This window comes from Stenotrophomonas sp. (genome assembly GCF_035634915.1).
In the GTDB taxonomy this organism is placed as follows: Bacteria; Pseudomonadota; Gammaproteobacteria; order Xanthomonadales; family Xanthomonadaceae; genus Stenotrophomonas.
In genome coordinates, this window is sequence record NZ_DASQCB010000018.1 from 177,083 (window position 1) to 191,121 (window position 14,039).

At 67.2% G+C, this 14,039-nt stretch carries 9 protein-coding genes; 3 read left to right on the top strand and 6 right to left on the bottom strand.

What is annotated here, in order from left to right; all coding sequences use genetic code 11:
* Positions 1 to 91: 91 nt before the first annotated feature.
* Positions 92 to 2,056: an OPT family oligopeptide transporter gene (locus VER16_RS13825; RefSeq protein WP_324809067.1), complete on the bottom strand. Its 1,965-nt coding sequence runs from the start codon at positions 2,054 to 2,056 to the stop codon at positions 92 to 94.
* A gap of 200 nt (positions 2,057 to 2,256) precedes the next feature.
* Between VER16_RS13825 and VER16_RS13830 the strand changes: the two genes are divergently transcribed.
* Positions 2,257 to 3,405, top strand: a complete 1,149-nt coding sequence (locus VER16_RS13830) for a DUF1624 domain-containing protein (protein ID WP_324809069.1) — start codon at positions 2,257 to 2,259, stop codon at positions 3,403 to 3,405.
* 82 nt (positions 3,406 to 3,487) lie between these two features.
* Positions 3,488 to 5,242, top strand: coding sequence for an oligopeptide:H+ symporter (locus VER16_RS13835; protein ID WP_324809071.1), 1,755 nt, complete (start codon positions 3,488 to 3,490; stop codon positions 5,240 to 5,242).
* A 21-nt stretch (positions 5,243 to 5,263) separates the two neighbouring features.
* On the opposite strand, the gene VER16_RS13840 is transcribed toward VER16_RS13835, so the two are convergent.
* From VER16_RS13840 to VER16_RS13860, 5 genes are all read right to left on the bottom strand, one after another.
* The gene (locus tag VER16_RS13840; protein WP_324809073.1) at positions 5,264 to 7,246 is read right to left on the bottom strand and encodes an alpha/beta hydrolase family protein; all 1,983 of its coding nucleotides are present in this window, start codon (positions 7,244 to 7,246) and stop codon (positions 5,264 to 5,266) included.
* Positions 7,247 to 7,320: 74 nt separating this feature from the next.
* Positions 7,321 to 9,306 carry a S9 family peptidase gene (locus VER16_RS13845; protein WP_324809075.1) on the bottom strand — a complete coding sequence of 662 codons (1,986 nt, stop codon included), beginning with the start codon at positions 9,304 to 9,306 and terminating at the stop codon, positions 7,321 to 7,323.
* Between the two features lie 89 nt (positions 9,307 to 9,395).
* The gene (locus VER16_RS13850) at positions 9,396 to 11,384 is read right to left on the bottom strand and encodes an alpha/beta hydrolase family protein (RefSeq protein ID WP_324809077.1); all 1,989 of its coding nucleotides are present in this window, start codon (positions 11,382 to 11,384) and stop codon (positions 9,396 to 9,398) included.
* A gap of 155 nt (positions 11,385 to 11,539) precedes the next feature.
* Positions 11,540 to 12,175 (bottom strand): LysE/ArgO family amino acid transporter, encoded by a 636-nt coding sequence (locus VER16_RS13855; protein WP_324809079.1) that lies wholly within the window; start codon positions 12,173 to 12,175, stop codon positions 11,540 to 11,542.
* Between the two features lie 202 nt (positions 12,176 to 12,377).
* Positions 12,378 to 12,806 carry a hypothetical protein gene (locus VER16_RS13860; RefSeq protein WP_324809081.1) on the bottom strand — a complete coding sequence of 143 codons (429 nt, stop codon included), beginning with the start codon at positions 12,804 to 12,806 and terminating at the stop codon, positions 12,378 to 12,380.
* A gap of 301 nt (positions 12,807 to 13,107) precedes the next feature.
* Between VER16_RS13860 and VER16_RS13865 the strand changes: the two genes are divergently transcribed.
* A complete protein-coding gene (locus VER16_RS13865; protein ID WP_324809083.1) occupies positions 13,108 to 14,013 on the top strand; it encodes a LysR family transcriptional regulator ArgP in 906 nt (301 codons plus the stop codon).
* The last annotated feature ends 26 nt before the right edge of the window (positions 14,014 to 14,039 follow it).

A 14,039-nucleotide genomic window follows, 5' to 3' on the forward strand; every position in this document is an offset into this window, starting at 1 on the left:
CGCCAGAAAAAGCAAACCGCGCCGTAGCGCGGTTTGTGGGTGGCGACGGGTCAGAGCCCTTCCTGGCGGGAAGGGATCCGACCCCTTGCTATTACGCCTGTGCGCGCTTGCCGGTGCGATAGATCAGCAGGCCGACCAGGAACAGCACGGCCAGGCCGAACCACTGTGCGGCCGGCAGGTGGAACGGCAGGGCCAGCACGTCGGCGCGGCTGCTGACCACGATCGGCACGGCGATGGCGATACCCATCAGCGCCTCGCCGGTGATCAGGCCGGCGGCGAACAGCACGCCCGGCTTGTGCACGCGGTCGCGGCCTTCTTCATCATCGCCACGCACCTTGTGGAAGCGCTCGACCAGGTAGGCGATCAGGCCGCCCAGGAAGATCGGCACCATCAGTTCCAGCGGCAGGTAGATGCCGATGGCGGCAGCCAGCACCGGCACGCGGAAGCGCGAATTGCGCGACTTCAGCCAGCTGTCGAACGCGATGATGACTGCACCGACCACGGCACCGATGCCGATGAAGGTCCACGGCAGCTCGCCACCGAACAGGCCCTTGGCCACCGAGGCCATCAGGTTTGCCTGCGGGGCGGCCAGCGCGTTCGGGTGCAGCTCGGACTTCACGCCGATGCCGTAGGCGGTGGCCAGCAGGTTCAGCACCGGGGCCATGATCAGCGCGCACGAGAACGCGCCGATGCCCAGCATCAGCTGCTGCTTCCACGGGGTGGCACCGACGATGTAGCCGGCCTTGAGGTCCTGCAGGTTGTCACCACCCACCGCCGCGGCACAGCAGACCACCGCACCGATCATGATGGCCGCCACCGCACCCAGCGGCGCACCGCCGGCACCGACCGGCTTCAGGCCGTCAGCGCCCAGCAGCACGACCAGCACGGCCGAGGCGAACAGGATGGTGGAGATGGTGATGCCCGAGACCGGGTTGTTGGACGAACCGATCAGGCCGGCCAGGTAGGCCGAGACCGACACGAACAGGAAGCCGGCGACGATCATGATGATGGTCATCGGGATCGACACGTGCCACTGGCCGACGATGGCCTGGTACAGGGCCAGCAGCGGCAGCACGAAGACCACCAGGGCGACCAGCATCCACTTCATCGGCAGGTCGCGTTCGGTATGCGCCAGCACCGGGCCGCCACTCTTGCGTGCTGCGGCGAAGCCGCTCTTGACGCCGTTCAGCAGCGACTTGCGCAGCGAGATCAGGGTCCAGATGCCGCCGATCAGCATCGCGCCGACGCCGAGGTAGCGCATCTTCGCGCCCCAGATGGCGAACGCAGCCTCGGTGGACGAGGCGGCGGCAACCGACGCGGCCAGGGCCGGATCGGTGTTCATGAAGAACGCCTGGTAGATCGGAATGGCGATGTGCCAGGTCAGGATCGAGCCGGACACGACTACGATGCCGACGTTCAGGCCGACGATGTAGCCCACGCCCAGCAGGGCCGGCGACAGGTTGGTACCGATGAAGGCGGTGATCTTGGAGCTGCCGACGTAGGCCGAGGTCGACCAGGCATCGGGGATCAGGCGCAGGCCGCTTTCGGCGGCGAGCTTGACGAAGGCGCCGATCACGGCCGACAGGCCGAGGATCTTCAGGCCCGGGCCGGGGTTCTCACCGGCCTTGAGCACTTCGGCCGCGGCCTTGCCTTCCGGGAAGGGCAGCGGATCTTCGACGATCATCGAACGGCGCAGCGGCACCGAGAACAGCACGCCCAGCAGGCCGCCCAGACCGGCGATGCCCAGCACCCACCAGTACTTGAAGTCCGGCCAGTAGCCCATGATGACCAGCGCCGGGATGGTGAAGATGACACCGGCGGCGATGGACGAACCGGCCGAGGCGCCGGTCTGGACGATGTTGTTTTCGAGGATGGAACCACCGCCCAGCAGGCGCAGCACGCCCATGGAGATGACCGCTGCGGGAATGGCGGTGGCGATGGTCAGGCCTGCGAACAGACCGAGATAGGCGTTGGCCGCCGACAGCACCACCGCCAGCACGATGGCCAGGGCCACTGCGCGGAAGGTGAGCTGCTTGGGCGCAGCGTCATGGTTCATGGAAGCCCCTGCTGGCAAAAAATCCCTGCCACGCTAGCGTTCAGGGCAGTGCAAGTCCAGCGTGCCAAAGGATGGGGCCGGCTGCTGCAGTGCAACGGGCCTGTGCGGGCATGGGCAACCGGCCGATGGCGCAAAGCCGGGCTGGTCGTCCTGCAAATGATATGTTATATCTTTATATCGATAGTCTGCGGTTGCAGCGCATGTCCCCTTCCCCCTCCCCACGGCTGGCCTCCATCGACCAGCTGCGCGGCACCGTGATGCTGCTGATGCTGCTGGACCACGTGCGCGAGACCTTCTTCCTTCAGTACCAGGTCGGCGACCCGATGGACGCGGCCAGCGTCTCCCCTGCCCTGTTCGCCTGCCGCCTGCTGGCGCATCTGTGTGCCCCGGTGTTCGTGCTGCTCACCGGCCTGTCGGCGTGGCTGTACGGCCAGCGCCAGGCCGACCCGCGGCGCGCCATCGCCGCCTTCCTGCTCAAGCGCGGCCTGTTCCTGGTGGTGCTGGAACTGACCCTGGTCAACTTCGCCTGGACCTTTCAGTTCCCGCCGGACACGCTGTACCTGCAGGTGATCTGGGCCATCGGCCTGAGCATGATCGCGCTGGCCGGCCTGCTGTGGCTGCCGCACCCGGTGCTGCTCGTGCTGGGCGTGCTGCTGGTGGCCGGCCACAACCTGTTCGATGGCGTGCGCGTGGACGGCAACGGCGTGCTGGCGGTGCTGTGGAAGGTGCTGCACCAGCGCGACTGGATCGAGACCGGCGTGCTGCGTCTGCGTACGTCCTACCCGGTGCTGCCGTGGATCGGGGTGATCGTGCTGGGCTACCTGATGGGGCCGTGGTTCGCCCGCGACCGCCCGCCGGCACAACGCCAGCGCTGGCTGCTGTGGGCCGGGCTGGGTGCACTGGCCGCCTTCGCCCTGCTGCGCCTGGCCAACGGCTATGGCGAGACGCCGTGGCAGCCCCAGGACAGCGCCCTGCGCACCTGGATGAGCGTGTTCAACGTGACCAAGTACCCGCCGTCGCTGCAGTTCCTGCTGCTGACCCTGGGCATCGGCCTGTTGCTGCTGCGCCTGTACGAATGGCCGCCGCTGGCCCGTGCCCTGCGACCGCTGGCCGACATCGGTGCGGCGCCGATGTTCTTCTACCTGCTGCACCTGTACGTGCTGAAGCTGTTGTACGTGGCCGCACTGGCGATCTGGGGGCCGACCCACGGCAGCCTGTACGCACTGGATTCGGTGGCCGGCCTGCTGCTGGTGGCCTGCGCGCTGGCGGTGGCGATGTACCCGCCGACGCTGCTGTTCGGCCGGTTCAAGGCCTGCCGCCGCGACCTGCCCTGGCTGCGCTACCTGTAGAAAAAAGGGGACGGAGGGGATTAAGTCGTTTGCGGCACAAACGACTTAATCCCCTCCGTCCCCTTTTTTCTATAATCCGCCGATGAATTCCACCGCGATTGCTTCCGACGACTTCCTCGGCCACCCGAAAGGCGTCTACGTCTGCTTCTTCACCGAAATGTGGGAGCGCTTCTCCTTCTACGGGATGAAGGCGCTGCTGCTGCTGTATCTCACCAAGTACCACCTGTTCGGCGACAAGGCCGGCCTGGACCTGCTGGGCGCCTACGGCGGCCTGGTCTACTGCATCCCCGTGTTCGGCGGCATGTTGGCGGACCGCTGGCTGGGCATGCGCCGGGCGGTGCTGTTCGGCGGCATCCTGCTGGTGCTGGGTCATCTCGGCATGGCCTTCGAGGGCCACGCCGCCTACCGGGTCAACGGTGAGGTGGTGCGCGATACCTCGGCCCTGGCAGTGACCTACCTCTCGCTGGCGCTGATCATCATGGGCGTCGGCTTCCTCAAGCCCAACATCTCCACCATCGTCGGCAAGCTCTACCCGCAGGACGACCCGCGCCGCGACTCGGGCTTCTCGCTGTTCTACGCCGGCATCAACCTCGGCGCGCTGTTCTCCTCGCTGGTCTGCGGCTTCCTCGGTGAGGCCTATGGCTGGAAGTACGGCTTCGGCGCCGCCGGCATCGGCATGATCGCCGGCCTGGCGATGTTCCTGTGGGGCCAGAAGTACCTGCAGGGCCATGCCGAGCCGCCGCAGCCGGCCGCACTGAAGCAGAAGGTGCTGGGCCTGCCGCGCGAATGGCTGATCTACCTGTGCGCGGTGGTCGGCGTGCTGCCGGTGGCGTGGCTGATGTGGGCGGCCGGCAACGGTGCCTTCGCCCTCGGCGGCGAGATCAGCCTGGCGCTGATGCTGATGCTGGTGGTGCTGGGCGGCGTGCTGGTCTGGTTCGCCTGGTTCACCGGCAGCAAGTGCACCCCGGTGCAGCGCCAGCAGATGATCGCGCTGATGGTGCTGATCTTCATGGCGCTGGTGTTCTTCACGATGTACGAGCAGTCCTACGGCTCGTGGGTCACCTTCACCGACCGCCTGCTGACCAAGGACATCGTGCCGGCGCTGGTCATCACCGGCGGCACCCCGTTGCCGTGGTCGATCGTCTCGCTGCTGCTGGCACCGCTGGGCTTCGTGGTCAGCGCACGCCTGTCCGAGCGTCGCCCGGGCTCGAACGCGCCGCGTGCATTCTTCATCGCCATCGTCGCGCTGATGCTGGTGCTGCTGGTGCGCGACTGCCTGGTGATTCCGCAGACCGCCGGTTCGCTCACCTATCTGGGCGGCCTGTTCCTGGTGCTGCTGGCCCCGGCCTTTGCCGCGCTGTGGACCTGGATGGACCGCCGCGGCTGGGAGCCGGGCAAGCCGGTGAAGTCGGCCTGGGGTCTGGTCATCGGTGCGCTGTCGTTCGTGCCGCTGGCACTGGCCGCGCAGCAGGTGGGCGCCACCGGCGAAATGGCCAGCGTGTGGTGGCTGGTGCTGGCCTACTTCCTGCTGGCCAGCGGCGAGATGTGCCTGTCGCCGGTGGGCCTGTCAGCGGTGACCCAGCTGGCCGTGCCGCGGGTGATGAGCCTGATGATGGGTACCTGGTTCCTGGCCACCGCGTTTTCCGAAACGCTGGCCGCGCTGTTCGGCAAGCTGGCGGCCATCGAGGTACCCGAAGGCGAATCACTGGACATGGTGGCTGCCGCAGGTGCCTATGCACACCTGTTCTGGCTGCTGATGTGGATCGGCCTGGGCTGTGCGGTGGCCGCCTTCATCGCCGCGCCCCTGCTGAAGCGGATGATGCACGGGGTCAAGTGACCCCGTTGCAGTGTTGCCCGCTCAGGGCGCCTTGCCCTTGCCCGTTGCAGCCGGCGCTGCAGTCGCCCCACCCAGACTGCGTGCGAGGAACGCCAGCAGCCGGGTGTAGTAGTCGCGCTGGCTGGCATCGCCATACAGGCCATGCCCTTCGCGTGGGTAGTACACCGCTTCCACCGGCACGCCGGCCTGCTTCAGCGCCGCCTCCATGCGTTCGGTGTGCTGCACCGGCGCACGCTGGTCTTCGCGGCCCGCACCCAGCAGCACAGGCACCTTGATGGACGCAGCCAGGTTCACTGGCGATACCGCCGCAAGGCCAGCCGGATCCCCCAGCCAGTCACGCAGGTAGTTCAGGCCCGAGGTGCGGTCCTGGATGTCACCGCGCTTGAACATCATCGGCAGGTCGTAGACACCCACGTAGCCGGCGGCGCACCTGTACAGTGCCGGCTCGCGCGCCGCCCCCATCATGGCCGAGTACGCGCCATAGCTGGCACCATAGATGCAGATGCGCTGCGGGTCGGCGATGCCCTCGGCGATGGCCCAGCGCGTGGCATCGGTCACGTCATCCTGCATGGCACGTCCCCACTGCTTCGCGCCGGCCTGGGTGTGGGCACGACCGTAGTTGCCCGAACCGCGGAAATTGACCTGCAGCACGGCGTAACCGGCCGCCGCCAGCAGCTGGTTGTCGCGCTCGAAGCCGCCCTCATCGAACTCGCCGAACGGGCCACCGTGCGGTATCACGACCATCGGCAACCCACGGCCGTCGCTTTCCGCAGGCACGGTCAGATAACCGTGCAACGGCAGGCCATCGCGCGCGGCAAGACTGACCGGGCGCACGCTGGCACCGCCGTCACGGTCGAACCAGCGATGGCGTGCGGTCAGGAATGCCGCTTCACGGGTCGCGGTATTGAACAGGAACCAGTCGCCGGGATTGCGCCCGGATCCGACCTTGACCAGGATCCGGGCATTGTCCGCAGTGGCCGACAGCAGGCTGACCACCTGGCCGGGGAACGCTTTCTCCAGCATGTGCTGGATCCGCGCCGTGGGCGATTGTTCGTCGAAGAATGCGCTGCGCGGCGCCGCGCCCACGAACTGCACGCCCACCGGCACCCGCGTGCCGGGCTGGTGGATGATGTAGGTCGGGTCGACCACGGTGTCCTGCAGCACGATGTGGCGCTCGCCGCTGCGCGGGTTCCAGCTGACCACCGCATCGGGCCCGCGGGCCTGTTCCACCACCAGGTAGGCCAGCTGGTTGTCGGCGGAAAAACCGATGGGCCGTTCGATGCGCTGGCTGATGCCTTCGTCGTTGAGCAGGGTCCAGCCACCGTCGTCCTGCCGGTAGTAGAGCTTGTTGACGTTGTCCTCGGCGGCACCACGGGCGAAGCGCAGCACACCGCCGTTGTCGGTGGTGAACGTGGCCCGCTGCACCGGCGAGCGCGATACCAGCACGCGCCGGCCGGTGATGACGTCCATCCGTTCCAGGCGCGCGCTGGTGTCGTTGGCGAACGGCCACAGCGAGATCAGCACGTTGCGCTCATCTCCCAGCCGCGGATCGGCAAGGAAGGCGGCGACCGGCTCGACCACGCGGCCGCTGACCAGCCCGGGCTCATCCGGGCGCGCGCGGTAACCGACCAGCAGGTCGCCGCGCTTGCCGTTGGCGTCCATCGCGTACAGCTCGCCGGTGGGCCGCGGTGCGTCGAGCGCCCCCCATTTCTCGGCCAGGCCGATCAGCAGGCGGTTGTCACTGACCCAGTCGACGCTGTTGGCGTGGTTGTTGCGCGGCGGGCGGAAATTGCCGACCAGTTCCAGGGTGCTGGTGCGCAGGACGGCAACCGCCGTCGCCCCTTCCAGCGGCACGGTCATCGCCAGGTACTCACCGGTGGGCGAGAGCTGGATGTCGTTGAATTCGGCACGGCGCAGGTAGTCGTCCAGCGCGACGTCGGCCGCTTGGACAGGGCTGGCGCCGCACAGCGCGAGCAGCCCGGCGAGCAGGAACACATGTTTCATGGGACCCCCTCCATGCCGGGCAGCCTGGGCTGCCCGGCATGCTGAAGCGCACCAACCGCGTGCGCTGGATGGCGTTACGGTGCCTTGCTGCCGCCTGCCGGCGGCGTGGCGCTGGCCGTGGCTCCGCCAAGGCTCTGCGACAGGAACGCCAGCAGGCGCGAGTAGTACTCGCGGCGGTGCTCGGGACGGTAGAAGCCGTGGCCTTCGGTGCTGTAGTAGAGGCTTTCCACCGGCGTGCCCGCCTTCTTCAATGCCGCTTCCATGCGCCTGGTGTGCTCGATCGGTGCACGCTCGTCTTCGCCGCCTGCGGCCAGGAACACCGGCACCTTGATCTGCCCGGCAAGGTTGACCGGCGAGAGCGTGCCCAGCGTGGCCGGATCACCCAGCCATTCGCGCAGGTAGGTCGCGCCGGAACCACGATTCTGGATGTCACCGCGGGTGAACATCATCGGCAGGTCGTACACACCCACGTAGCCGGCGGCGCACTTGTACAGGCCCTGTTCGCGTGCGGCACCCATCATCGCCGAGTACGCGCCGTAGCTGGCACCGTAGATGCAGATGCGGTCCTTGTTGGCGATGCCCTGCCCGATGGCCCAGCGCGTGGCATCGGTCACGTCGTCCTGCATCGTGCCGCCCCACTGCCGTGCACCCGCCTGGGTATGCGCGCGACCGTAGTTGCCCGAGCCGCGGAAGTTGATCTGCAGCACGGCATAGCCGGCGTCGGCCAGCATCTGCGATTCCATGTCGTAACGACCGTCGTCGAAGATGTCGTACGGGCCACCGTGCGGCAGGACCACCATCGGCAGGTTGCGGCCGTCACTGCCATGCGGCAGCGTCAGGTAGCCATGCAGCGGCAGGCCGTCGCGGGCCTTCAGGGACACCGCGCGCACCGGCGCGGTGGTCTCCACGTCCAACCAGTCGCTGCGGCTGATCAGGTGCTGGGCCGACTTGGCCACGGTGTCGAACACGTAGAACGAACCCGGGTCGTTGCCGGTCCAGGTCTCCACCAGCACGGTCTTCCCATCGCGCGTGCTGGAGGTGATCAGCACCGGTTGTTTGAAGGCCGCTTCCAGGCTGTGGTACAGCCGCGCGTCGGCCGATGCCTCGTCGAAGAAACGGCTGCGCGTGGTGTCACCCACGTACAGCGCGCCCACCGGCACGCTGGTGCCGTTGCGGTAGATGATGCGGTAGGGATCGACCACCTCGTCCACCAGCACGGTGCGGCGCTCCTTGGTGGCCGGGTTCCAGCTGACCAGCTGGTCCGGTCCCTTTGGCTCCTGCACCTTCAGGTAGGCCAGGCTGTTGTCGTCGGAAAAGCCGATCACTGTCTCGATGCGGCCGGTGACGGCTTCATCGTTGATCAGTGCCCATTGGCTGCTGCCCGATTCGCGGTAATAGAGCTTGTTGACGTTGTCGCTGCCCGCGCCATGCGCAAACCGGACCTCGCCCTTGTTGTCAGTGGCGAAATCGGCACGACGCACCGGCGAACGTGCCACCGGCACGCGATGGCCGGAACGGACGTCCAGGCGCTCCACGCGGGTGAACGGATCATCGTTGAAGGGCCATATCGCAACCAGCACGTTGCGGTCGTCGCCGACCAGTTCGTCGGTGAGGAACGCCGCGACCGCTTCCACCTTCTTCGGCTGGATGCGGGTGCCGGGGCCGTTGCTTTCCACGCGGTAGCCGACCAGCAGTTCGCCGCGACCGCCGTTGGCGTCGATGGCGTACAGCTCACCGGTACGCTGCGGCGTGTCCAGCGACCCGAACTTCTGCGACAGCTCGATCAGCAGGCGTTCGTTGCTGACCCAGTCAAAGCGGGTGGCGTGATTGTTGCGCGGCGGCCGGAAACTGCCGGTGATCTTGTTGTCCGAGGTCCGCATGATGACCACGGCGGTGCTGTCCTCCATCGGCACGGTGGCCGCGAAGTAGTCGCCCCCCGGCGAGATCTTGACGTCCTTGAACGTCTCCTGGCGTACGAACTTTTCCAGGTCCACGGCACCGGCCACGGTCGGCACGGTGCAGGCCAGCGCCAGCAGCGCGGCCATCATTGTCTTGCGCATCCTTCCCCCTATACGGCGGACACCTTGTCCGCTTCTGGATTGTAGGCAGGCAGGCAACGCGCCTGCCAGTGCCGGATTCCCTGCCCCACTCAGGGCGCCCGCCTGCCCCGACCTGCAGGTGCCGCCGCCGGACTGGCGGTGGCGCCGCCCAGACTGCGCGACAGGAACGCCAGCAACTGGGTGTAGTAATCGCGCCGGTTGGCCTCACGGTACAGGCCATGCCCTTCCTTCCAGTAGTAGTGCGTTTCCACCGGCACCCCGGCCTTGTGCAGCGCGGCGGCCATACGCTCGCTGTGGACCAGCGGCGCACGCTGATCGTCGCGCCCCGCAGCCAGCAGGACCGGCACCTTGATCTGCGCGGCGAGGTTCACCGGCGACCAGCGGGCCAGGTCATCTGCGTCACCCAGCCACTCGCGCAGGTAGGTCTTGCCGGAGACATCGGTGCGGATGTCACCGCGGACATACATCAATGGCAGGTCGTAGACGCCTGCAAAGCCGGCGGCACAACGGTAAAGCCCGGGCTCACGCGCGGCGCCCATCATTGCCGCATAGGCACCATAGCTGGCGCCATAGATGCAGATGCGGCCCGCATCGGCCCAACCCTGTGCGATGGCCCAGCGGGTGGCATCGGTGACGTCGTCCTGCATCGCCCTGCCCCACTGCTTCTGGCCGGCCAGTAGATGGTCGTGCCCATAGCCGGACGATCCACGGAAATTGATCTGCAGCACGGCGTAGCCGGCCGCTGCCAGCATCTGCGTCTCGGCATCGTAATTGCCGTTGTCGAACTCGCCGAAGGGTCCGCCGTGCGGCATCACTACCATCGGCAGGCCGCGCAGTTCATGGCCGTGCGGCACGGTGATGAAGCCATGCAGCGCGCGGCCGTCGCGGGCCTTCAACTGCACCGGCCGGACGCTGGCGCTGGCGGCCGGATCGATCCAGTCACTGCGCGCGATCAGGTGGCGGGCGGCCTTGCCGGTGGTGTCGTAGAGATAGACATCGCCGGGGTTGCTGCCCGACCACGACTCGACCAGCAGCGTGCGGCCATCGTAGGTACTGGAGGTGACATACACCGTGCTGCCAATGCCCGCTTCGAGGCTGCGGTAGAGGCGTGCCTCGGGCGATGCCTCATCGAAGAAGCGGGTCCGCGGCGTTTCGCCCAGGAACAACGCCCCCACCGGCTGGCGGGTGCCGGGACGCACCAGGATCCGCGCCGGATCAAGCACCGGGTCGCGCAGCACGTCGCGGCGCTCACCGCTGACCGGGTTCCACGCAACGATGGCGTCTGGTCCCTCGGCCTGCTCCACCTGCAGATAAGCGATGCCGTCGCTTTGGTCGAAGCCCAACGCCACTTCCAGGTGGCCACTGGTCGCTTCGTCGTTCACCAGTACCCAAGGGCTGCCTTCGCCCTTGCGGTAGTGGAGGCGAACCTTGTTGTCATCACCTGACGCGCGGGCAAACCGCACATTGCCGTGGTTGTCCGTAGTGAACACGGCACCGGCCATCGGCGCCTGCGCAACCGCGGTGCGGCGCCCGCTGACCACGTCCATGCGCTCGACCTGGGTGGAGGCATCACGGGAGAACGGGGTGACCGACAGCAGCACGTTCTGTTCGTCATCGCGCAGTTCGTCGGTGAGGAACGCCACCACCGAATCTGCCGGCATCACCGATCTGTCGCGGCCGCGGCCGGGTGAGCGGAAGCCGACCAGAAGCTTGCCGTCCTTGCCATCGGCATTGACCGCGTAAAGCTCGCCGGTCAGCTGCGGGCGATCCAGCGGGCCATCGGAGATGGCCAGGCCCACCAGCAGCCGATCGCGGCTGACCCAGTCGAAGCTGCTGGCGTGGTTGTTGCGCGTCGGCCGGAACGACCCCACCAGCTGCATGTCAGCGATCCGGTAGATCGCCACCAGGGTGCCGCCATCCACCGGCGCGGTCGCGGCCACGTAGTCGCCCGCGGGCGAGATCTTGATTTCGGAGAAGGCGTCTTCCTGCAGGAAGCGCTCCAGGTCGATCGTTGCGGCGGCAACGGGCATCGCGGCCAAGGCCAGGGCCAGCCCGGTGGCCAGAAACATACTGCGCATCCATCCCCTTCATTGCGGACACCTTGTCCGCCTGCGGGAGATTCTAGGCAAGCCCCCCCCGGGCCGCCAGCGCCACGCAGAAAAAAGAACGGCGGCACCGTTACCGGTGCCGCCGCAGCCACGACCTTGGAGAGAGTGTGGTGTAGGGGCAGCGCTCAGTGCACGCCGCGCACGGCCAGGGTAAGCGCCAGGATGCTGAGGATGACGGCGATGGTGCCGTCCAGCACGCGCCAGGTGCTGGGCTTGGTGAACAGCGGCGCCAGCAGGCGTGCGCCCAGGCCCTGCGCGGTCAGCCACAGGCAGCTGGCGGTGACCACACCGGCCGCGAATGCCATGCGCGCATGGCCGAAGTTCTCGGCGATCGAGCCGATGACCATCATGTCCAGCCAGAAATGCGGGTTGATGAGCGAGAAGCCGACGGCGGCCAGCAGCACCGCACGACGGCTGCCATCATCGCTGTCCGCCTCGCCCATGCCACCGCCACCGGCAAAGGCACGGCGCGCGGACTTCATCGCGTACCAGGCGAGGAAGGCCACACCGGTCCACAGCACGGCACTGGTCAGCCACGGCAGTGCCGAGGTGAGCGTGCGCAGACCGGCCACGCTGGCGAAGATGAAGAACGCATCGATGGCCGCGCAGGTGGCAACCACCGGCACGATGTGCTTGCGCAGGATGCCCTGGCGCAGGATGAAGGCGCTCTGGGCACCGACCACGGCGAACAGGCCGATGCCGGTGGCTGCACCAGAGAACCAGGCACCGAGGCCGGTGCTGGCGGAGATGACCGAGAACATGGGGGAACTGCCTTTTCTTGCTGGGGGGACGGTGCCTCGCGAAGGCGGACAGCACCGGGACAGGCTCAATTGTCGCGCCGCAACACAAAAAAGACGAGCTAAACTTACTAAACCAACATTAGCGAAACTTAATTCATTCGTCAGCGGGATGGCACCGCGCTGGTGCCATCGCCACCTTACGGCCGGGAATACCCCTGATCGGTCAGAGCGTCATCAACGGAACAGGCTCCGACTTGGGCACGGAGCCGGACACCGTGCAGCCGCAATCTCCACTCACGCTCCACAACTTCAGGACGTCGTTGGAATCGGTCTGGAAGGTCTTGGTGCAGACGCCCCAATGTGGGCCCGTTCCTTTCCAGGAGGCGATGCGGCTGCCATCGCCGTTGTCGAACATGCCCTGTGGCGGCCCCCACTTGCCGACCACTTCGCGCAGCGGGGAATCGATCCAGGACTGCATGTCATCGTTGAGGGTCCGCATGCGCTTGGACTGGTAGAACAGCCTCAGCTTGAGGTTCTGGCATGGGCCCAGCCGGCGGTCCTTGTTGTCAGCGGCGGCCACGCCGAGGCTGCCGGTAGCCAGCACGCCACAGGCCATCGCCACCACCACCCATCGCTTCACTGTGTGCTTCATCTGCATTCCTTTGATTGAGCGGTATCCGCGCGACGGATTCCATGCACTGCGCAATCCACCGGCAGCGCGGGAAGCGGCACGGCCCTCGCGACAAGCGCCTGGCCTGGCGGTTCAAATGCTTGGCAGCGCAGGCGATACGCGAGCTTTCGAATCGGTCGGAGCAAGTGCGATGCGCGACATTGATTAGGTGCGACGTGGCGTCAAAAACGTCACTTCGCCGTCGGCGTGGCGGCGTGCATCCGGAGTACCACGTGAAAGTGGAGCTAAACTGCGCCCAACAGCATTAGTGGAACTTAATTCGATGCGCATCGATCATGCCCAGCTGCGTGCCCTGGCCGCAGTGATCCGCGAAGGCAGCTTCGACCGCGCCGCGCAGGCGCTCAATGTGACCCCCTCGGCCATCTCCCAGCGGGTGAAGGCGCTGGAAGACCGGATCGGCCGCCTGCTGGTCAAGCGCGGCACCCCGGCCACGGCCACCGCGGAAGGCCAGCTGCTGGTGCAGCTGGCCGAACAGACCGCCCTGCTGGAACACGATGCCCTGCACCGCATGGGCCTGGCCGATGAAGACCTGCCGCAGGCCAGCATTCCGGTCGCGGTGAACCACGACAGTCTGGAAACCTGGTTCCCGCAGGCCGCACAGCAGTTCGCGCAGAACACCGGCACCACGCTGGACCTGCGCGTGGAAGACCAGGACCACACCGTGGAGCTGCTGCGCCAGGGCACGGTGCTGGGCGCGGTGACCACGCTGGACGAGCCGGTACAGGGCTGCCAGATCCACGCGCTGGGCAGCATCCGCTATGCGGCCACCTGTACGCCGGCGTTCCGCGAGCGCCATTTCGCCAAGGGGGTAACCGCGCAGGCACTGGCGCAGGCCCCGGTGCTGGTGTTCAACCGCAAGGACGACATGCAGTCGCGCTTCGCCCGGCGGATGGCCGGTGATGACCTGCCGGGCACGGCGCCGACGTGGTGGATTCCCTCCACGCGGGCGTTCGTGCAGGCCAACCTGGGCGGGCTCGGCTGGACGATGAATCCGTTGCCGCTGGTCAAGCGCCATCTGGATGCCGGGCGCCTGGTCTACGTGCGCCAGCGCGCGTGGGAGGACGTGCCGCTGTACTGGCAGCACTGGAAGGGCGATGTGCAGACGATGGCACTGCTGACCCGGGCGGTGCTGGAGGCATCGAGCACGCTGGTGCGGCGGAAGCGGTAGTGCCGGCCGCTGGCCGCTGGCCGCTG